This window comes from Parvularcula sp. IMCC14364, from assembly GCF_030758415.1.
Taxonomy (GTDB): Bacteria; Pseudomonadota; Alphaproteobacteria; order Caulobacterales; family Parvularculaceae; genus Aquisalinus.
Genome location: NZ_CP132334.1, coordinates 233,700 through 252,777, shown reverse-complemented (window position 1 = coordinate 252,777; position 19,078 = coordinate 233,700). Strand labels below are relative to the sequence as shown.

Here is a 19,078-nt window from a genome sequence, read left to right as displayed (position 1 = left end):
TGAGCCAGGACAGGCCTTTGCGTCAGCCTATTTCTCACCCTTGAAGAATGAGTCATCGCCCAATAGTTCAGCCTCGCGCAGGCTGCCCACAAACTTATTGAGGCTGACCGTTTTATCCGCTGCCTGATCACCTTCAATCATATTGTCGATCTTTGATGCAACAAGAGGCTCGAAATCCTCCGGCAAAGAGGCTGCAACAACGCGGTTCTGCTCCCCATACCAGTCCACAAAAGACGAGGCATAGCCCATAAAGATGGCGATTTCTGCGGCAACACCGCCAGCAGTGACGCCATTAAAGCTCGTAATCAGGCGCTGGATACCGATGTCACCCGTATCCGGCGCATATCCGGCATTGCCCTGCGGACGCGGCCCGTTAAACGCGTTGAAGTTAATTGTTGTCGGGTCCGTCCCCTGACCATCAATCAGCGCAACGAAGTGGATGCCACGGCACACACCTGCCTCACAGCCAAATGTGGTGGCAAAGAACTGGCCACCTTCACCCGCATCCAGAACGACAATCTCTCCAATGCTCGCCTGTTGCACACTGGCATTGGCAATGCCGGACGTGACAGCAACCTGTGCAAGCTGGCGCAGATCGACGCCGTTCAGCATGATGACATCATTTGGCTCGATCGCCGGGGCTGGCATGGCGTTGGACGTTCCCTGCGCGCTCGCGCTGGTGGCCGCAAAAAGGCCAAGCATCAGCGCACTGACACCTGCAGTAAAAAACCGGTTTTTCATGATGTTGACTCCAAACAAAGTCAAACTCTGGGCGATAAAATGCAGGCGGTCAACCAAGCCCGAAGCGGGTATTGGCTGACCGCGGCTGAATTACATCAGGCAGCAGCCCGTCCGCCGGCGCGCGGGCCATTGCGTTTTGACGAGGAGGCCCTGCCCGCAGCAGGTTTTCCTGATGCAGGTTTGCCGGAAACCGGCTTGCCAGCACCAGGTTTCCCGGATCGCGGCTTGCTGGTATTGGGCTTGCCCGCATATGGCTTTTTGCCCTTGGCGGGTTTTTGCTGACCGGATTTGGCCCGTGCCGGTGGCTTGCCTTTTCTGCCAGGCTCTGCTGCCGCAGTGGCGGCATCGCCATGTCCGGCATCCCCCTGCCCGGCACCAGAATTGCCAGACGCTTCTTTTCTGGCCCAGTCAGGCTTGCCCGCATTGCGGTTGCGCTTCGGGCGGCTGCGTTTTTTGGCTTTGGACGGCGCTGGCATGTCAGCCGGTACGTCGCCGCCTGCAACACTGATTTCCATCCCCATCAGCTTTTCGACAGCCCTTAGAAGATGCACATCTTCAGGCTTGCAGAAAGCAACGGCCTGACCGCCTGATCCGGCCCGGGCCGTTCGGCCAATACGGTGAACGTAATTTTCCGGCACTTCCGGCAGGTCATAATTATAGACATGGCTCACGCCTGGAATATCAATACCGCGCGCTGCCACATCCGTTGCAACCAGCACACGAATACTCCCGTTACGGAACGCTTTAATGGCGCGCTCACGCTGGTTCTGGCTCTTGTTGCCATGCACAGACCCGGCGGCAAAGCCGGTCGCCACAAGCTGCTTCATCAGCTTTTCTGCCCCGTGTTTTGTGCGGGAAAAGACCAGGGACAAATCATCCGGGCGCTGCGCCAGAAGGGACTTGAGCAGATCCGTCTTGCCGCGCTGGTCAACGAAGTGAACGCTCTGGCGCACTTTGTCAGCAGCTTTGCCCGGCGGTGCCGTTTCCACGCGTACCGGATCGCTCAGATACGTGCTGGCAAGCTCTGCCATCTGTTTTGGCATCGTTGCAGAAAAAAGCAGCGTCTGGCGCGGTGTCCCGACCAGTGCCGCGATCTTGCGCAGGGCATGGATAAAGCCAAGGTCCAGCATCTGGTCTGCTTCATCCAGCACCAGAAACTTCGTGTCCGACAGGGTCAGGGCCCGGCGGTCCAGCAGGTCAAGCAGACGACCGGGTGTTGCCACCAGCACATCTGTGCCGCGTGACAGGTTCCTGATCTGCAGGCCAATGGAAGCACCACCAACAACGCTCTGCACGTTCAGATGTCCGCCGCGCACATAATCGCGCAGGTTTGTGGCAATCTGGTTCACGAGTTCCCGCGTTGGCGCGAGAATAAGCGCGCGCACAGACTTGGGCTGGCGTTTGTCATGATTGCTCATCAGATGGTGCACAAGCGGCAGGCCGAAGGCGGCTGTCTTGCCGGTGCCTGTCTGGGCCAGGCCCATGATATCGCGCCCCTGCAGCACCAGCGGAATGGCTTTGCGCTGGATCGGCGTTGGCGTGGTGAAGCCAAGACGGCTTGCGGATTTAAGGATGGCTGGAGCCAGTCCAAGACTGGCAAAACTGTTTTCATTCTGTGTCAAAATAATATCTTTCGGTCAGGCGCAAAAGCGCCAGTAAAAATTCATGCGCGCGGTGCAGGCACCAGACAGCGCATGTCATCTGCGGTTACGACGCGTATTCACCCGGGACCTGATTGTCCTGGCGGGCCACAGCATCGTTAGAACCCCGCGTGAAATGGGAAACTTGTGAGGTGCCATCTGCCTGTCCGGCAGCGTTGGCATTCTCCGGGTATCTTGCCCATGCTGTTTTCTAGTCTTTCAGCCTTAACGATGTCTGAACATCTCTTGTCAGAGCTTTTCAGCAGGGCTGGCTGCTCACGCGGCAACCGGAATCCGTAGATTGCCGATATCGTTGTGCGCTGCAATAAAGTCAAGGAATGATTTGCCCCTGCCGCAGTTTGAATTTCAGGCAGCTCGTCACGAGGAGCGGTCGTGAGGGATCAGCACATTGACCGGGTATTTCTGGCGATGAGCAGCCGGATTGGATGATTAGAAGGCCACTCGGTCCGCGGGGCCTGCTTTGTTTGCTGTCACGATTACAGTAATACGAATTATGAATTGTTCGATTAACGAGGAAGTATGACTGTTCTTCATAAAAGTTCTGTCAGCCTAAGAGTCTGAATCAAAAGTCTTTCATATGAAACATGCTCTTGCCAGTCGTCTTGTTGCGATACGGATGTGAGCCATGAATAGCCATGCGATAGCTGAGGTCCAGCATCGTTCCCAATCCTTGGCGAGACGGCGTGATCGCCCTAACCATGCGAATGTGCGTTCTACGACCCATCGCCGGGGCAGGACTTTAAAGCCTTTCATTTTATCGGATCGCTTGATGATTTCCATCCGGAATGGACCGACTTTTTTAAGTTTGCGCTTTAGCTTATCTCCCGCATAGCCACCATCGGCAAAGATATGGCGAAGCCATGGAAATTTGTCTCGCGCTTCCATCAACACCGCTGGTGCGCCGTCGCGATCCTGTACATCCGCGGCATGCACAAGTGCTGTCACCAGAAAGCCTTCCGTATCCGTCAGAATATGCCGCTTGCGGCCTTTTATATTTTTGCCCGCGTCAAAGCCAGTAATACCGCCACTTTCTGTGGTTTTAACCGACTGGCTATCGATCACACCTGCGCTGGGGTGTGGGCTTCTGCCGTGTGCTTCGCGGCATTCAAACAGCAGGCGGTGATTGATCTTTTCCAGCAATCTGTCATCACGCCACCAATAAAAATATTTCTGAACCGTCGAAAAAGGCGGGAAATCCCTTGGTAACATGCGCCATTGGCAGCCAGTAGACGCGATATACAACAAGGCGTTCATGATCTCCCGCATCGGCCACTTGCGAGGACGCCCCATCCGATTTGGAAGAGGTATTTCAGGTTCAATCAAAGCCCATTCGTCGTCCGTCAGATCACTTGCATAGCGCAGGAAACTGCGGTCATAATATGTGCGGGTGGTTTCATTCCAACTCATCTGATCCTCCGTGTCTTAAGCAAACAAAGAGAATCATAAGTCGTTGAAATCACCCAGATACTTTTGGATCAGGCTCTAAGGTTTTTTGGTGATCAACTCATACCTGATGAGGTAACCCGGATTATAGGCAAAACACCGACTGTGGCAGCAGCCAAGGGTGAAATAATAAAGAATCCCAAGACTGGGAGGGAACGAACTGCCAGAAAGGGAAGTTGGCGTCTACATGTAGAACGCCGTTCGCCTGGAGATTTCGATACGCAAATTGCGGAGTTACTGGCTGGTACTTCGAACGACTTTACCGCATGGCAAAAATTATCGCAGCAGTACGATGGCGATATCTTTTGTGGGTTGTTTATGCTCGAGGAGAATGAAGGAGTAAGATTTTCCCCAGAAACCCTGCAACATATTGGCGAACGCGGACTAATATTGCACTTGGATATCTATCATGATTCAGAAGAAAAAAACTGAGTCGAGAATGCATCACATACCAGACATTGCCGATTGAAATGGAAACGTCCTCTTCTGGCCAATTCTGTTGAAAAACTCAAAACTCGCTATTATACTCAGTATACGCCAGATATTTTGTATTGAGCATTTGAGATGCTTGAACCGATACGCTAAATTAAAGGCTTATGGCAAACGAATATTCCAACCGCGCACTTGCCAGAGGACCTCAAAATAGTTTTTCAACAGAATTGGCCCTTTGCAGCCAGTCAATTTGAAAAATTGAGTGACTATATACGGAGCGAATTCCATCATTAGAATTTGCTCAAGGAATTTTCGGCGGCTGTGCTCTTGCATGCGGGCTGCCAGTATCGACCAGGGACTTCACTAACTTGACTGCAAAGGGGAAGTCATCTTGATTGCACCAATACTCTCCGATGGTTCCATATTTTTTGTAGAGAGAATGGTTGAAACCGTCTTCAATGTCATTGAACCATATCACCGTCTTTCCGATCACGCCAATTACCCAAAATCCGCCACCTTCATTGCCCCATGGGTCCAGAGTCCATTTTTCCGGATTAACACGAATGGCTTCAAAGAATAAGGCTTCCGAGGCCGTCAAATGTGGAATGCCTGCATTGATGAGGTCCCACACGGCTTCTTCAGATATTGGTTTCGAATTAGGCAACGTTGAACTTTCTGTATCGTAAAAATGGATGTGGCTTAGGTCAGTGTCATCCGAGATTCAGTCCTACCCGTCTAAACTACGTCGCTACTAGAATAGATTCCAGACATTTAGCCTGTTGAGCCGCACGACCGTTTCTTGCCGAGTATTTGCCCGTTATTCTCGCTAACCCTAATGTCCGGGTTTCGTAACAACCCGCCACTCCATCCACTACCACCGAACAGCCGCTTCCCACCAAACCCGGTCAGGAAACCTCACCCTGAGGCACGACCGCTAGAGGTCGCTGCCTTAAAACGCACCATGCCGCCCTTTGCCCCCTGCAAAGGCACTGGCCCCGGCATGGGTCTCCCCTGACTGGATCGTATCAAGCCCCCGCCGCATCTCGTTACGGATCGCCTCGGCTTCCGTGAGGTCCCATTGTTCGTACATGGATTGTCTGTCATTGCGCAGGCAGCGCTGCGGGAAGGCAGCAATATCCTGTGCCAGTTCCAGCGCACTGGCCAGCGCCTGCCCATCCGGCACCAGCCGGTTGGCCAACCCAAAATCAAGCGCTTCGGCCCCCTTCACCTCGCGCCCGGTCAGGATCATGTCTGCCGCGCGCGACTGCCCGATCAGGCGGGGCAGGCGAATTGTGCCAAGGTCAATCAGCGGCACGCCAAAGCGGCGGCAAAAGACACCGAACACGGCAGAATTTCCCGCAACGCGCATATCTGCCCACAGCGCCAGTTCCAGACCGCCCGCCACCGCAAAGCCTTCGACAGCGGCAATCACCGGCTTGGAAAGCCGCATCCGTGACGGGCCCATCGGGGCAAACTGGCCCTCCTCGCGCACCGTCTTGCGCTCCCCGTCAGACAGGGCCTTGAGGTCAGCGCCAGCGCAGAATGTCCCGCCCGCGCCCGTAAAAACCGCGACCGACAAGGCCGGGTCCGCGTCGAACTGTTCAAAGGCCGCCACCAGCTCTTCCGCCGTGGGCTGGTCCACAGCATTGCGCCGCGCCGGCCTGTTGATGGTTACAATCGCCACCGGCCCTTGTGTTTCAACCGTCACCTGCATGTCGCCCCTCCCCGTTTTGTATATTGGTCACGGCCGCTGCCCCACTATTCCTTATGCCAACAGAAGAATAATTCATGCCAACGGCTCTTTTTCGGAGGGAAGATACTATGCTATGAGCGAATTCCAAATAACGATCAGCAGCGAGAAGCAAGATGAAGCGCATTGGCCTGATTGGCGGCGTCAGTCCCGAAGCCACGATCCTCTATTACCGGCACCTGAATGCGGCGGCGCGCAAGAAGCATGGCGGACAACATTCCGCTAACGTCCTTTATTACATGCTCGACTATGGCGTGATGATCGACCATTACCATCATCATGCCTGGCCGGATTTTATCGCCGAAGTTGTGCGCGGGGCAGAAGCCCTGAAAGCCGGCGGCGCGGAGGCGCTGGCGATCACCTCCGGCACAACCCATGTGGGGGCCGCGGCAGCCGCAGAAAGAACCGGCCTGCCGCTCATCCACATGCATGACAGCCTGACCAGGGCCATGCAGGCGCAGAACATCCAGCAGCCCCTGCTGACAGGCACCCCCTGGGTGATGAGCGGTGACTTTTTCAAGCCAGAGCTCGCGCAGCGCTATCACGGCAATATCATCACGCCATCCGCGCACGACCGGGACATGATCGGACGGATCATTTTTGACGAATTGGTGGAAGGGGTGGTCACGCCCGCTTCCCGTGCTGACATGGCCAGCATGGTCGGGCACCATCAGCAGCAGGGGGCAGATGCCGTTATCCTAGGGTGTACGGAGCTTTGCATGATCCTCGAACAGGCTGATTGTGACATTCCGGTACTGGACGCAACCGCAATCCACGCAGCCGACATCGCGCAGATATTGCTGGGCGACTGACCATAGCCAGCTCCTGCCCTCAGGGCCTATAACAAACAGACTGACCGGATTTGGCGTTTATGCGAAATTTCATAGGGACGGTTTGAATGTCCGTTCGCCCATCATTGCGGATGAAAAGGGATGAATGGGAACGTCCTCTATGCGGCCAGCGCGTGCGTCTCAGTCACCTGAGTAGAACGCCTGGAACGTGAGGCCAATAAGTTGTGACGGGTGGTTCTTTCGTTGGAAATCAGGATTTTCCGTCGGCGCCCGGTGTACGATAACCATGTCCGCACCCGGGTGTACAGATATCAGATGAGAGCCGTATCCTGTATGGCTAAAAGATATTACATTACCATCGCGGACGGCGACGGACCACATCATGCCATAACAAAGAGACATACCGCCGCCGATGTCCTCATTCACGACGGATCGGCAAGTTGTTGCCTGATCGATCCAATCCTTTGAGATGAGTTGTCTGCCCTCCCACATACCATCCTGTAGTAACAGCTGACCAAAAAGTGCAAGATCATGGGCTGATAGGCGGAAATGATAGGCTTTGTGACGGGACTTTTGAGGCTCGTGGAAGTAAAATCCGTCCACATCGGATAGAGAGGAAGGTAATATATCCAACTCCTCCGCGTTCTCCCGAAGCACAAGATTTCCAATTTTTCCTTTGAAAGAGGTCATGCCAAGGGGTTCAGCCATTTGATCCTGAAAAGCCTCGTAGATCGTCTTGGATGATCTTTCTTCAAACAGGGTGCCCAGAGCGTTGAAGGACCAATTATTGTAATAATGGGCCTCTCCAGGCTCGTGGGAGCCACGCGCAGGACGGCTTTCTTTCATCGCAGCTGACTCTGCCGCAGCGGGCAAATATATGCCGCTTCGAGATTCCAGCAGCTGTTTGACACTTGCACTGGCTTCAAGATCTGAGAACGGAGTTTCTGCCTCAGCCAACGCCAAATCCCCCACGCGTTCATCCAGCGCTATGCGGCCGTCCTGGATCAACTGTCCGTATAGGATACCCAAGATTGCTTTGCGGATTGAATGGATCAAATGCTTCCGGTGGATATCGCCATATTGATAAGCGATCTGACCTTCATACAGAATAAGCGCTGACGAAGATCCACTATCTTTAAGAAAAGCATCAATTCGTTCTTTTCCCTCAACAGATAAGGGGTTCTGATCGGTCGACCAATTGTCGAAACGCGATTGAGAAGCCGTGTCGTTCACGCTGAAACAGGCGAGCGTCAGGAGTGAGAAAGAAAGCAACAACGTGTTCATAAACATGCGTTTGGTCGAGTGGTCATATGCCAGGAGGCAACTTCATAAAGCTATAAACTGTGCCGTAGGAGTAAAGTTTCATAGTATATGCTTTGCAAGTAAATTTTGGGTCCCATTTGAGCTTTTTTAAGCCGCACAAGGTGAGAGTTTTTAAGTTCACACCTGCGATATTCAAGATATAGGAAAGGCACCTGTGAAAAGTCGCTTCTGGCGATCTTCACGCATTCTGATCCAGTATAAATTCTACTCTGCCTGCACTTCTTTCAGGCCCATGCCTGCAAGCGCCGCCAGGGCTGACATCGCTGCCATCACCGCGAGCACCGTTGCCGATCCTGCAAAGGCAGCGAGCACGCCAAACAGGCCGCCCGCCAGCAGCACAATACCGATGACAGTGTTCGACAAAGCCGTGTAGGTTGCGCGCGTTTCTTCCGTCGCCATATCCACAAGATGCGTTGAGCGCCCGAGCCGTACACCCTGATAGGCAATCATCAGTACAAAAAGAAACCCCGCCAGCAGAAGGCTGTTTGTCAACCAGCCCGCATAGCCGGCAACAGCCGCACCGCCCAGCGCCGCTGCCCCCACCACGCCAGTGAACAGCAGCACCTTGCGGCTGGAGCGGTCCGCAAGGCGGCCCCAGACATAGGAACTGAGCAGGGACGCCAGTGCCGAAGCCAGCAGCAAATATCCGAGCACGGCATAATCCTGTTCCCCGCCGCCACTTGCTGCAACGGCCAGCATGAAAGGCGGGGCCAGGGCCGTGCCCGTGAGCAAGCCCCGCACCAGAATAAACAGGCGCAGTTGCGCATCTTCTCTCAGCAGGGAGATGTTTTCCATGGCCGCACTGAACGCTGCCTTGCCCCCTTCTGTCGCGCCTGCCTGTTCCTGCAGGCTGAGGAAAAGCACCGCGCCGCTAAGCCATAGGCCACCGGCCAGAAACAACGCCCCCACCACAAGCGAAAACCTGTCACCAATGTCAAATGTCAGCAGCAGGCCAAAAAGGATGATCGCCGCCGCCGAGAGCGTGCCGGCCAGCCCTGTTGCCTTGCCGCGGCGTGACTTGGACACCGTCTTCCCCAGAACATCCTTATACGACACTGAACAGGCACTGCGCGCCACCGCCAGCAGCGCCAGAAAGCCGACAATCATCCAGCCGGCCTGCGCCCCCTCCAGTAAAAGCGCCGATACACCAATGCCCACCGCGCACAGCCCCTGCACAAAAGCACCAGCCGCCCAGACAAACTTGCGCTGCGGCAAGCGCCGGATCGCGCCTGCGGTAAATAATTGCGGCAGCAAGGCCCCTGCTTCGCGCACAGGCACAAGCAGGCCCAGCAGGAAAGCAGGCGCCCCGAGGGCCGTCATCAGCCAGCTCAGCACCAGCTTGGGGTCAATCAGTCCGTCAGCGGATTTTGACAATGCCAGCGCCCCCACATGGGCCAGGAAGTTGCGCGGCTCCTCCCGGCAGGCACTGTCGGGAATATCGCGGCAGGCGCGCCCTTCATCCTCTATCGCAACGGTCTCATAGATCTGCTCAATGGTGGATGTCCGGCCCATGCCAACCCGCCCCTCTCAGTTATTGCGCTGCACAATCCCGTTAAACGCGAATGCGCACAACAGGTTCAGCCGAAAACCTGCAAGTTGGCCGCATTATGTCCTGCTGGCCCTGAAATTCCCTGTTTTGGAACTATGAAAAGCCATCTCCGTTCCTGTATGGTTAACAGACGGTAAAAGGAGCGTGGGACCCATGATATCAGAAATTTTCAACGATATTTTCAATTCAGTCGGCTATGTTTTCCAGAGTGCATCTCTGGTCGTGCTGCTGCCGATCATCGCCATTTCAATTTTCGCTGGCCTCAGAATGCAGAAAGTGACGGCAATCTTCGGCTGGATCTTTGAAGCCACCGTCATCCTTGGGCTCTTCACCTATATCTGGAACTGGCTTTCAGCCCCCGGCTGGCTGTCATTCGGTGTCTGGGAAGCACAGACAATCGAGTCATGGAATGCGCTCATGCGTCTGTCGCTGCAGGAACTGATCGGCTATTTCGCTGTCTTCTTCCTGTTGATCCTGCTGATCTTTGTAACCAAACGCTTCGCCAGAGGCTGACATGCGATGAGGGTCAAACAATCATGATGAACTGGCTGACAAAAACATCAACCCTGTGGTGGCTGTTCGGCCTGTTCATCCTTGAGACGATCGGTTTTGGCGTCATCATGCTGATCTGGCAATTCGAGGTGATTGACGAATTCAGCGACCCTGAACTGATCCGCGCACATATCGCAGCGATGAGTGAAACACAGCGACAAGTCCACGTCTGGACGACCGCCACCCTGGATGTGGCTTACCCGCTGACCTATGGCCCGCTTTTTATCGGCCTTGCCATGCGCTTTCTCAAACCAGTCTTCGCGCTGCCGGGCATCGCTGTCATCCTCGCTGACCTCATGGAAGGGGTCGTCCAGGTTCAGTTGCTGACCGGCAATATGGACCTGCTCTGGACCAAGGCCTGGCTGACGCCCACGAAGCTGCTGCTTTTCTATCTCTGTCTGGCAACAGCCGTGGCCGCCCTGATCGTCGCTTGGCGAAGAAGACGCGCGTGACCTTATCGCGTGACCTGATCTTGACCGGGCCTGACCCGGCCTGACCCGGCCTGTACCAGACATCAGACTCTTCTGGGCCTTGAAACCCGTGAAGCCGCACGGTAAAGGCCACACTTCCTGAGTTAAAATATAAAAATACGAAGAGGCGCGGCATGGCCGGACATTCCAAATGGGCGAATATTCAACACCGTAAAGGGCGGCAGGACAAAGCGCGCTCCAAGCTGTTTTCCCGCCTGTCCAAGGAGATCACGGTCGCAGCCAAAATGGGGATGCCCGACCCGGACATGAACCCGCGCCTGCGCCTTGCCGTGCAGAACGCCAAGTCCCAGTCCATGCCGAAGGACAATATCGAGCGCGCCATCAACAAGGCGAGCGCCGCTGACGGCGAAGACTACGAAGAAATCCGCTATGAAGGCTTCGGCCCGGAAGGCGTCGGCATTATCGTTGAGGCACTGACCGACAACCGCAACCGCTCTGCCTCCGATGTGCGCTCCACCTTTTCCAAGAACGGCGGCAATATGGGGGAGACTGGCGCTGTCTCCTTCGGCTTCGACCGCGTCGGTGAAATTATCTATCCGGCGGACAAGGCGTCAGAAGACGAGATGATGGAAGCGGCGATAGAATCCGGGGCCGATGACGTTGAAAGCTCAGAAGATGGTCATACGGTCTACACGGCAGATACAGACCTGATGGATGTGGCCAAGGCACTGGAAGACCGGTTCGAGGAAGCTGAAAGCACCAAACTGATCTGGAAACCCCAAAACCTGATCGAAGTTTCTGGCGAAAAAGTCGGTACACTCATGAAGCTCATGAACGCCCTTGAAGATCTCGACGATGTGCAGAACATCTACGCCAATTTTGATGTCTCTGACGAAGACATGGAACAATATGGCGGGTAGCGACAGGCTTATAGGTATCAGGCTTTGCTGATCCGGTACGCGCATCTGCGGGCCCCTTGCAGAATATGCTCTTCTCTGGTCACGCGAACGTCAAGCCCGAGCACATCCTGAAACACTTCCAGTTCATTGGCACACAGACTGGTACAGGTCCTGGCAGCAGAGCAGACCGGGCAATGGTTCTCGATCAGCAGCCAGTCGCGCCCTTCCCGGACTGCTTCGGCCATATAGCCTTCATCCGTGCGGGCGCCTGCCAATCTCTTGGCACGATCACCAAGGGAGCGCGCACCGGCGAGAAGCGCAGTATAGGATTTGCGCTGACTGTCAGCATGACGATCGACGACTTTCTTCAATCCCGCTGCACCGAATAAAGCCTCGACGGAATTGATCAATTCCACCGCCAGCCCCTGATGCGCATCGGGAAAAATACGGGCCGCCGCGTCCGTCAGGTGCCAGAGTTTGGTTGGCCGCCCGCGACCGGAAGAAACAGCACGCGCTTCGACCAGCCCCTCTTCCGCCAGATCATAAAGTTGCAGACGCACGGCCATCGTCGTGAGGGAGAGATGCGCAGCAAGGTCCGCCGCTGATTGCTCACCATGGCGCTTCAAACGGTCCAGAATAATCTGCCGCGTGGAAGTGGCACTCAGTGGTGTGCTGTCATCGTCGCTCATGGTTTTTTATAAAAGCTATTGCTTTATAAAACAAGCCGAATTAAAGAAAGAAATATCTTTTTTAATTGAAAGGACACCCCATGCCAAAGCTCGAGCACGTGAACCTTGTGGTCACCAACATGCAACCAACACTGGACTTTCTGAAAGCGGCCTTTCCGGCCTGGCGCGTCCGGGGGCAAGGCGCGCGCCCCTGGCATAGGCACCCGCAGAACTGGCTGCATTTCGGCGATGACGACTTCTACGTCACCCTTAATGACAATGCTGTCGGTGAACAGCGCGACCTGAAAGGGCATACACCGGGACTGGCCCATATCGGTTTTGAAGTGCCCTCCCTCGCTCGCCTGATCGCGCGCCTGAGCAAGGCCGGTTTCGAGCCTGACCACATGGGCGAGGAACATCCACACCGCCGCAATGTCTATTATGTGGACAAGGCCGGCCTGGAATTCGAGTTCGTTGAATATTTCACCGATATTCCGGCAGAAAAGAATCTCTATGTCTGAGGCCGACAGCAACATCCTGTTTCTTCTCGGCACCAGCAATCCAGCCGGGAAGACACGGGCCCTTGTGGATGCGACATCCATGCATCTGCCGGGCAGCCACCTGATAGACCTTGGGCGCCTGTCCATCGCCCCCTATGATTATGACCATCGTCACGAGGCGGATGACTTCTCAGTTGTTGCAGAAGCTGTAGACGCCGCGCAGGTCATTATCTTTGCAACCCCGGTCTACTGGTACAGCATGAGCGCGCAGTTGAAGGTCACCTTTGACCGCCTAACTGACCTGACGGAGACCCGCAAATCCGTCGGCAAACGTCTTGCCGGTAAAACAATGTTCGCGCTAGTCAATGGTGATCCGTTACCGGAAGGCTTTCTGGTGCCCTTTTCCGGCACGGCCGGATATTTCCACATGCACTGGGGCGGTGCCCTCAATCTTGCGGTTGAAAGCCGGACCTTTCCGGAAAATCAGCAGGCCCGCATAAAAAACTTCGCCGCCTGCATCTCACAGGCGGCGAAGTAACACATCAAAGGATCAGCGCGACGAATCAGAAATTGGATCCGGTGTCACCGCCAAAGGCATCTTCCTGATTATTCGGGCATTCACCCGGGCATGGTCCACGGCCAGGTCCACCTGGCGGGCCCGGACGACGCAGGTCGCGCAGGTCCGGCACATCACGGATGACCGGGCGCAGATCACGTGGTGGACGCTGACTGTCTCCCGTCACCTGTGTCCCCACATCTCCTGCCACTGAGAAGAACAGGCTGTCATCAAACCGGAAAGGCCCAAAGACCTGCCCGCCTGAACGCGGCACGAAAACCGCTGTGCCGCTTTTCCACAAGGTCACCGTATTGCCACCCGTGGTGACAGAGGCACCGCCATCCTTGTTCAACCCGGACTGCTCTCGCCCCGGGCCACGCAGCACGACAAGCGTCGCACCATCGCCAGCGGCAGCCGCACCGGTTGTATCAATGCCGCTCTGGCGGGCCGCGGCCAGTGCATCTTCACCCACAACCACGTCAAGCACGGTTCCGCGCACGCCGATATTGGCCGTTGGTGTAACCAGCGTCACGTCGTCCGGATTTGCCTGGGCAATCTTGCCGGACATGAAGCGGAAAGCCCCCTTCTTCACGGTGGCGGCCAGAGACCCGGTTTGCGCTGATGGGTCGTACACAAACTCATCAATGGTCATGTCAACATTTGCACCAACGGTGAACACGGTTTCGTCCTTGAGCAGAATTTGCAAGGCCGAGTCCGCGCCGGAGACAACAGAGTCACCGAGGAAGACAGTTTCCGCCGGGACAGCAGGCCGCGCCGCAGTGCCATCGCTCTGCAGCGTCACCTGATTTCGAACAGCGGCATTGACACCGACATCAACGCCTTGCGCAAGCGCAGAGGCTGACATCATCAGGCTGGCAGCAAGACTGGCTGTCAGGCCAACAAAGGCGGTTTTTCCAAAGGCTGTGATCATGATCTTCCTCATTGGCCGAACCCCCAAACAAAGCGCAGTTGCGCGCCGGTATTATCATATTCAAAGAACTGCGCGCCAAACGGGGCGTCTGCGTCACGCCGCTCATAGAAGACGGAACCTTCAACGGTCAGTGCCTCCAGATCCTGCAGGGTTGCCCCTTCTCCGCCACCAAGCAGCGCCTTCAGAGGCGCCCCGAGGCTGGCCCGGACGTAATGTAGGTCTTCTTCACGCTGAACAAACTGACCGGAATAATCGCGTTGCTGATAGGCATAATCGACTTCCGTATAGGTGCCTCTGCCCCATTCGCGATCGAGCGAGAAGCCAGCACTCCAGCCGTCATACTCAAATGCCTGCTGGTCGGCTGTACGTTCAAGCAGACCAACCTGCGCGCCAACAGCCAGTCTTGGCGTATAGCGATGTTCAATACTGACCACACCGGCAAACTCCTCACCGCTGCGCCCTGTCTCCCCGAAAGTCTGGAAACCGTTGACCTCGATATTGTCGAAATCAAGATCGTCATAGATCAGATCGAGCGCGACGGTCGTCGTGGCCGAAAGATCGCGGCTGATCTTGCCGCTCACGCCGGTGGCGGTCACATACTGTTCACCATCCACATAAGTTGTCCGCGCCGTAACCGCACCGCCAACATCATAGCTGCCCAGCGTGCCCTCAAGGCCCACATTACCGGCCAGCACCGCATAGCTGAAGGAGTCGAAATCGAAATATTGTTTGGTAAAGGCCTGCACCCCGGCAACGAAACGCAGATCGCGCACGTCGCTCAGATCCTTCTCATATTGCAGATTGCCGCTGAGGATAGCTGACCCGTCACTCTCGGCATTCACAAAACCGAAGAAATCACTCAGTGTACCCAGCACAGTGTCATCATAGCCAATGCCGGCAACGAACTGTCCGGAAACCCGGGATGACTGACGACCTTCCTGCACGCGGGCACGGTAATAGTCGTAATCCGCGGCCAGGTCGGCCGAGAGGTTTGCCCCTTCAAGCTGCACCAGCTCGCGGTCTGCGGCCTGCAGGTCATTCATACGGAAAAGAACCACCGCGTAAAGTAGCCGCACATCATGACGGTTCGGGTCGGTCAGCAGGATACGCTCCAGCGCCGCCGCTGCTGAAACCAGATCACCCGCCGTCATTTGCTGGACGGCGTAATTGTAATTGAGTTCAGCGTTCGATGGATCGCGGACCACATCCGCGAATGTAATCTCCTGCGCCTGCACGGCTGTGGGCACAGCCACCAGACCAGCTGCCAGCACCATCGCCAGCACGCCGCGCGCATTGCGCTTCAGTCTTACCTTATGGGGCAATTTCTCTCTCCCTCTAAATGAATTGGCAATAAGATTTTACCACAGCGAATCACTTGCAACCAGTGACGCAGCGCACATTCTGACCGCCCCTGCGCCACCTCAGGCTCCCCCGCAAACAGTTTGAATTCGCTGGCAATTTCTCACCAAAACGGGGCATTGTGGAGTTGGTCAATAGTAGCGAATGAGAATGCGGTATCTCTATTGAAAACGCGATGGAAAGAGTTATTTATTGGACGCCGCAATGTAAACACGTTTCCAATATAAAAAATGCGGTGTCTCATCAAAAAGGAGGCCAATCAATGACGACAGACAATACGAAATTTAGTATCCCGGCCGAAGACGTTGTGAAGACGTCTCAGGCTACGATGGACGGTGGATATGACATCGAATCGAAAGTTTCCAAAACTTTCACCGTTCCGTCAGAGGATGTTGTGAAAACATCTCAGGCTACGATGGACGGTGGGTACGATATCGAGAGTGCTAAAGCCTAAGAGCCTGATCCAAAAGTATCTGGGTGATTTCAACGACTTATGATTCTCTTTGTTTGCTTAAGACACGGAGGATCAGATGAGTTGGAATGAAACCACCCGCACATATTATGACCGCAGTTTCCTGCGCTATGCAAGTGATCTGACGGACGACGAATGGGCTTTGATTGAACCTGAAATACCTCTTCCAAATCGGATGGGGCGTCCTCGCAAGTGGCCGATGCGGGAGATCATGAACGCCTTGTTGTATATCGCGTCTACTGGCTGCCAATGGCGCATGTTACCAAGGGATTTCCCGCCTTTTTCGACGGTTCAGAAATATTTTTATTGGTGGCGTGATGACAGATTGCTGGAAAAGATCAATCACCGCCTGCTGTTTGAATGCCGCGAAGCACACGGCAGAAGCCCACACCCCAGCGCAGGTGTGATCGATAGCCAGTCGGTTAAAACCACAGAAAGTGGCGGTATTACTGGCTTTGACGCGGGCAAAAATATAAAAGGCCGCAAGCGGCATATTCTGACGGATACGGAAGGCTTTCTGGTGACAGCACTTGTGCATGCCGCGGATGTACAGGATCGCGACGGCGCACCAGCGGTGTTGATGGAAGCGCGAGACAAATTTCCATGGCTTCGCCATATCTTTGCCGATGGTGGCTATGCGGGAGATAAGCTAAAGCGCAAACTTAAAAAAGTCGGTCCATTCCGGATGGAAATCATCAAGCGATCCGATAAAATGAAAGGCTTTAAAGTCCTGCCCCGGCGATGGGTCGTAGAACGCACATTCGCATGGTTAGGGCGATCACGCCGTCTCGCCAAGGATTGGGAACGATGCTGGACCTCAGCTATCGCATGGCTATTCATGGCTCACATCCGTATCGCAACAAGACGACTGGCAAGAGCATGTTTCATATGAAAGACTTTTGATTCAGACTCTAAGCGTTTAAGCAAATTCAAGTTTAGTTGCCGCCCTCGTTGACGATTTGTTCTGGCGAATATTAACTTTTTCGCCAGAACATTTTTTTATGAATTCACTTGGTATTCATGATTTTACTTGGAAAAAATTACTTTACATGCGCGCCACACGAGGGTGCCGCGTCAATCGTAACTTCGGCCTTTAACGCGAAAATTATTAAAAGCATAAACGCGTTGATCAGATCTGCGGCGAAGACGCTTGATGCGGATGTTACAGAGGCGCTTTTTGCTCTTGGAAAACTAAGTTCTGATCAGGCTGGAAAGCTCTGTCCCTCGATATTCAACTTCAATACGCTACTTCGAGATGCGATGACGAATGGAGACGAAGTAAACGTTGCGATTCTGCTGGAAAGGGCTCCGCGTGTTTTCATGTGCGCAATGCCTGCACCGTCACTTTCGGTCATCAATTTTGGATCGAAACCGTGGCACGATTATGTATACCAGAAACAAAAAGACACTTACCGTTATCAGAGCGAGTCGCCAATGGAATTGAAACCCTGCGACGGCAATGAATTTTTACATAGCGAACGATTTTTCGTCGAGTCGCTCGGGCTTATGCGCCTCGGTTCTACGCTATTTTATGAGCATGTGCGCGATATCGTTTCCTATGTGACCATTACGGAGGGGCATGGATGCTGGGGATTATCATCGATTGATATGTTCGGCGACATCTTCATTACGAAGCTGCAAGACCAACGCAATCCTCACGTCCATTATTTTGATCACGTCACGCACGAAGCGGCACATTACTATTTGCACGCATTAATGCAGTTTGACCCTCTTATCGAAAATCCGCCGACCGAGGAGTATTCATCACCAGTAAGGGAGGACAAACGGCCTATGCTTGGCGTCTATCACGCGGCGTTCGTGCTCTCAAACGTGTGTCAGAATCTTCAAGCAATCCTCGATTCAGGGGTTGAATTGCACGACAAAAAAAGTTTCCAGCAATGCTTCGACGTCAGCCTGGCGAAATTCAATCAAGCGCTTTCGACAGTTGAAGCATCCGCGAAGCATACGCTTCTGGGTAAGTCAGTGACAGAAAGTATGCGCGATGTATCTCGAGGTTTGTCATGACAACGACACTGGTCCCACTGCGGACTGTTGTGACCACAGAACGGTTTCTCGACGTAACATATTATGTTGCGAAGACAGGAACAATATTTGAAAACTGGATGGGGGACCGCGTTTACCTCGGCGGGTTCGCTCTTTCACCGGATGAAGCTGATGCCACTACGCGTGCGCAAGCCGAACTCTACGAGCGATATTTCGCGCACTTTGACTACCACGAAGAACGACTATCAACATCGCCGTATTTCAAACCCATTGACGATTGTTCGTTAGTGAACACCGAATATCATTTCAAAGATATTCTGATGGGTCCAATTCCTCCCGATGGGAGGTTTGTCAAAGATTCAACCGGATTGGCTTGGCACTTCGATCGAGATATCGCAGTTGAGAAAGCATTATCAGAGGTCGTTGAGAGACACTTAAGTAGCCAAATTTGGTTTCGCGACGGCATGATCACTCAGGTCGGACCAACAATCAATTGGGAAGAATGGACGATAAATACCTATACTTACGCACATAAATACGCGTTGCCATACGCGTTGACGGTTTTCGAAAATGTGCAAGCTGGCTGTCTGCTTTGTGGCGCATCGCTCGAGCGAAATTTCTCGAAGGCGCAAGAAAAGTCCTATGAAGAGTGCTTTTTAATGCTCGGAGATATATTGCGCGGCAATCAGGGCGTTTGTGCAAGTCCCGGAACAGTTGACCGATTACGATCGTTGCGTGATCGACTATTAAGTGCTGATCGCGCCGATCAATTCGCACGTAAAACGGTTTCGAATGACGTAAAAACAATCGCCGACACAAAATTTTCGATCTTTGAGACAATCGCCCTGCTATTTGGCGACAACACGAAGTGGTCAGCAGTGCAGATTTGTGAAATTGGGGGTAACTCGTTGGTGCGGGGAGTCATCCCGGAGGCGCTTAATCTTTATAAGGAAAGAGAATTGCAAGAAAATAGAAGCGTCGTCAGCGATCCTTTTTGTTAGGGTCTGTACCCAATT

The 19,078-nt window shown here is 54.1% G+C and carries 21 protein-coding genes; 11 read left to right on the top strand and 10 right to left on the bottom strand.

Features of this window, described 5'->3' with window-relative positions:
- Nucleotides 1-27: 27 nt before the first annotated feature.
- The 3 genes from RAL90_RS01215 to RAL90_RS01205 form a co-directional block, all read right to left on the bottom strand.
- Nucleotides 28-741 carry a hypothetical protein gene (locus tag RAL90_RS01215; protein ID WP_306252709.1) on the bottom strand — a complete coding sequence of 238 codons (714 nt, stop codon included), beginning with the start codon at nt 739-741 and terminating at the stop codon, nt 28-30.
- 95 nt (nt 742-836) lie between these two features.
- Nucleotides 837-2,363 (bottom strand): DEAD/DEAH box helicase, encoded by a 1,527-nt coding sequence (locus RAL90_RS01210; protein ID WP_306252708.1) that lies wholly within the window; start codon nt 2,361-2,363, stop codon nt 837-839.
- A 612-nt stretch (nt 2,364-2,975) separates the two neighbouring features.
- The gene (locus RAL90_RS01205; RefSeq protein WP_306249540.1) at nt 2,976-3,809 is read right to left on the bottom strand and encodes an IS5 family transposase; all 834 of its coding nucleotides are present in this window, start codon (nt 3,807-3,809) and stop codon (nt 2,976-2,978) included.
- A gap of 63 nt (nt 3,810-3,872) precedes the next feature.
- Between RAL90_RS01205 and RAL90_RS01200 the strand changes: the two genes are divergently transcribed.
- Nucleotides 3,873-4,277, top strand: coding sequence for a DUF4279 domain-containing protein (locus RAL90_RS01200; protein ID WP_306252707.1), 405 nt, complete (start codon nt 3,873-3,875; stop codon nt 4,275-4,277).
- A 301-nt stretch (nt 4,278-4,578) separates the two neighbouring features.
- Here RAL90_RS01200 and RAL90_RS01195 read toward each other — a convergent pair whose 3' ends face one another.
- Nucleotides 4,579-4,908 carry a hypothetical protein gene (locus RAL90_RS01195; RefSeq protein WP_306252706.1) on the bottom strand — a complete coding sequence of 110 codons (330 nt, stop codon included), beginning with the start codon at nt 4,906-4,908 and terminating at the stop codon, nt 4,579-4,581.
- Nucleotides 4,909-5,226: 318 nt separating this feature from the next.
- Nucleotides 5,227-5,991: a crotonase/enoyl-CoA hydratase family protein gene (locus RAL90_RS01190; RefSeq protein ID WP_306252705.1), complete on the bottom strand. Its 765-nt coding sequence runs from the start codon at nt 5,989-5,991 to the stop codon at nt 5,227-5,229.
- A 152-nt stretch (nt 5,992-6,143) separates the two neighbouring features.
- Here RAL90_RS01190 and RAL90_RS01185 point away from each other — a divergent pair, with 152 nt between their 5' ends.
- Nucleotides 6,144-6,839, top strand: a complete 696-nt coding sequence (locus RAL90_RS01185; RefSeq protein ID WP_306252704.1) for an aspartate/glutamate racemase family protein — start codon at nt 6,144-6,146, stop codon at nt 6,837-6,839.
- Nucleotides 6,840-6,998: 159 nt separating this feature from the next.
- Here RAL90_RS01185 and RAL90_RS01180 read toward each other — a convergent pair whose 3' ends face one another.
- Complete coding sequence (locus tag RAL90_RS01180) at nt 6,999-8,108, bottom strand: serine hydrolase (protein WP_306252703.1); 1,110 nt, start codon at nt 8,106-8,108, stop codon at nt 6,999-7,001.
- A 237-nt stretch (nt 8,109-8,345) separates the two neighbouring features.
- On the bottom strand, nt 8,346-9,653 hold the full coding sequence (locus RAL90_RS01175; RefSeq protein ID WP_306252702.1) for an MFS transporter: 1,308 nt from the start codon (nt 9,651-9,653) through the stop codon (nt 8,346-8,348).
- Between the two features lie 190 nt (nt 9,654-9,843).
- Between RAL90_RS01175 and RAL90_RS01170 the strand changes: the two genes are divergently transcribed.
- The 3 genes from RAL90_RS01170 to RAL90_RS01160 all read left to right on the top strand — a co-directional run bounded on the left by RAL90_RS01170 (nt 9,844) and on the right by RAL90_RS01160 (nt 11,593).
- On the top strand, nt 9,844-10,203 hold the full coding sequence (locus tag RAL90_RS01170) for a hypothetical protein (protein ID WP_306252701.1): 360 nt from the start codon (nt 9,844-9,846) through the stop codon (nt 10,201-10,203).
- A gap of 23 nt (nt 10,204-10,226) precedes the next feature.
- Nucleotides 10,227-10,694: a hypothetical protein gene (locus RAL90_RS01165; RefSeq protein ID WP_306252700.1), complete on the top strand. Its 468-nt coding sequence runs from the start codon at nt 10,227-10,229 to the stop codon at nt 10,692-10,694.
- A gap of 152 nt (nt 10,695-10,846) precedes the next feature.
- Nucleotides 10,847-11,593, top strand: coding sequence for a YebC/PmpR family DNA-binding transcriptional regulator (locus RAL90_RS01160; RefSeq protein WP_306252699.1), 747 nt, complete (start codon nt 10,847-10,849; stop codon nt 11,591-11,593).
- Between the two features lie 17 nt (nt 11,594-11,610).
- Here the strand turns inward: RAL90_RS01160 and RAL90_RS01155 are convergent, their stop codons facing one another.
- The gene (locus tag RAL90_RS01155; protein WP_306252698.1) at nt 11,611-12,261 is read right to left on the bottom strand and encodes a metalloregulator ArsR/SmtB family transcription factor; all 651 of its coding nucleotides are present in this window, start codon (nt 12,259-12,261) and stop codon (nt 11,611-11,613) included.
- A gap of 80 nt (nt 12,262-12,341) precedes the next feature.
- Here RAL90_RS01155 and RAL90_RS01150 point away from each other — a divergent pair, with 80 nt between their 5' ends.
- Together RAL90_RS01150 and RAL90_RS01145 are read left to right on the top strand one after the other, a co-directional pair.
- Nucleotides 12,342-12,761, top strand: coding sequence for a VOC family protein (locus RAL90_RS01150; protein WP_306252697.1), 420 nt, complete (start codon nt 12,342-12,344; stop codon nt 12,759-12,761).
- A complete protein-coding gene (locus tag RAL90_RS01145; protein WP_306252696.1) occupies nt 12,754-13,278 on the top strand; it encodes a flavodoxin family protein in 525 nt (174 codons plus the stop codon). The genes RAL90_RS01150 and RAL90_RS01145 overlap by 8 nt, the downstream gene beginning before the upstream one ends.
- Before the next feature lie 25 nt (nt 13,279-13,303).
- On the opposite strand, the gene RAL90_RS01140 is transcribed toward RAL90_RS01145, so the two are convergent.
- The gene (locus RAL90_RS01140; protein WP_306252695.1) at nt 13,304-14,227 is read right to left on the bottom strand and encodes a FecR domain-containing protein; all 924 of its coding nucleotides are present in this window, start codon (nt 14,225-14,227) and stop codon (nt 13,304-13,306) included.
- An 8-nt stretch (nt 14,228-14,235) separates the two neighbouring features.
- Nucleotides 14,236-15,549 carry a tetratricopeptide repeat protein gene (locus RAL90_RS01135; RefSeq protein WP_306252694.1) on the bottom strand — a complete coding sequence of 438 codons (1,314 nt, stop codon included), beginning with the start codon at nt 15,547-15,549 and terminating at the stop codon, nt 14,236-14,238.
- A 299-nt stretch (nt 15,550-15,848) separates the two neighbouring features.
- On the opposite strand from RAL90_RS01135, the gene RAL90_RS01130 reads away from it, so the two are divergent.
- From RAL90_RS01130 to RAL90_RS01115, 4 genes are all read left to right on the top strand, one after another.
- On the top strand, nt 15,849-16,040 hold the full coding sequence (locus tag RAL90_RS01130; protein ID WP_306252693.1) for a hypothetical protein: 192 nt from the start codon (nt 15,849-15,851) through the stop codon (nt 16,038-16,040).
- Between the two features lie 76 nt (nt 16,041-16,116).
- Nucleotides 16,117-16,950, top strand: a complete 834-nt coding sequence (locus RAL90_RS01125; RefSeq protein WP_306249540.1) for an IS5 family transposase — start codon at nt 16,117-16,119, stop codon at nt 16,948-16,950.
- A gap of 233 nt (nt 16,951-17,183) precedes the next feature.
- Nucleotides 17,184-18,083 carry an HEXXH motif-containing putative peptide modification protein gene (locus RAL90_RS01120; RefSeq protein WP_306252692.1) on the top strand — a complete coding sequence of 300 codons (900 nt, stop codon included), beginning with the start codon at nt 17,184-17,186 and terminating at the stop codon, nt 18,081-18,083.
- Entirely contained in the window at nt 18,080-19,063 is a 984-nt protein-coding gene (locus tag RAL90_RS01115; protein ID WP_306252691.1) for a hypothetical protein, read from the top strand. Before RAL90_RS01120 ends, RAL90_RS01115 begins: the two co-directional genes overlap by 4 nt.
- Nucleotides 19,064-19,078 lie beyond the last annotated feature (15 nt).

What these genes read in the sequence shown, in the direction of transcription:
- RAL90_RS01190 (WP_306252705.1), bottom strand. Translation starts at nt 5,991, where the DNA reads ATGCAGGTGACGGTTGAAACACAAGGGCCGGTGGCGATTGTAACCATC.
- RAL90_RS01215 (WP_306252709.1), bottom strand. Translation starts at nt 741, where the DNA reads ATGAAAAACCGGTTTTTTACTGCAGGTGTCAGTGCGCTGATGCTTGGC.
- RAL90_RS01155 (WP_306252698.1), bottom strand. Translation starts at nt 12,261, where the DNA reads ATGAGCGACGATGACAGCACACCACTGAGTGCCACTTCCACGCGGCAG.
- RAL90_RS01165 (WP_306252700.1), top strand. Translation starts at nt 10,227, where the DNA reads ATGATGAACTGGCTGACAAAAACATCAACCCTGTGGTGGCTGTTCGGC.
- RAL90_RS01125 (WP_306249540.1), top strand. Translation starts at nt 16,117, where the DNA reads ATGAGTTGGAATGAAACCACCCGCACATATTATGACCGCAGTTTCCTG.
- RAL90_RS01115 (WP_306252691.1), top strand. Translation starts at nt 18,080, where the DNA reads ATGACAACGACACTGGTCCCACTGCGGACTGTTGTGACCACAGAACGG.
- RAL90_RS01205 (WP_306249540.1), bottom strand. Translation starts at nt 3,809, where the DNA reads ATGAGTTGGAATGAAACCACCCGCACATATTATGACCGCAGTTTCCTG.
- RAL90_RS01130 (WP_306252693.1), top strand. Translation starts at nt 15,849, where the DNA reads ATGACGACAGACAATACGAAATTTAGTATCCCGGCCGAAGACGTTGTG.
- RAL90_RS01160 (WP_306252699.1), top strand. Translation starts at nt 10,847, where the DNA reads ATGGCCGGACATTCCAAATGGGCGAATATTCAACACCGTAAAGGGCGG.
- RAL90_RS01175 (WP_306252702.1), bottom strand. Translation starts at nt 9,653, where the DNA reads ATGGGCCGGACATCCACCATTGAGCAGATCTATGAGACCGTTGCGATA.
- RAL90_RS01140 (WP_306252695.1), bottom strand. Translation starts at nt 14,227, where the DNA reads ATGATCACAGCCTTTGGAAAAACCGCCTTTGTTGGCCTGACAGCCAGT.
- RAL90_RS01185 (WP_306252704.1), top strand. Translation starts at nt 6,144, where the DNA reads ATGAAGCGCATTGGCCTGATTGGCGGCGTCAGTCCCGAAGCCACGATC.
- RAL90_RS01145 (WP_306252696.1), top strand. Translation starts at nt 12,754, where the DNA reads ATGTCTGAGGCCGACAGCAACATCCTGTTTCTTCTCGGCACCAGCAAT.
- RAL90_RS01170 (WP_306252701.1), top strand. Translation starts at nt 9,844, where the DNA reads ATGATATCAGAAATTTTCAACGATATTTTCAATTCAGTCGGCTATGTT.
- RAL90_RS01180 (WP_306252703.1), bottom strand. Translation starts at nt 8,108, where the DNA reads ATGTTTATGAACACGTTGTTGCTTTCTTTCTCACTCCTGACGCTCGCC.
- RAL90_RS01150 (WP_306252697.1), top strand. Translation starts at nt 12,342, where the DNA reads ATGCCAAAGCTCGAGCACGTGAACCTTGTGGTCACCAACATGCAACCA.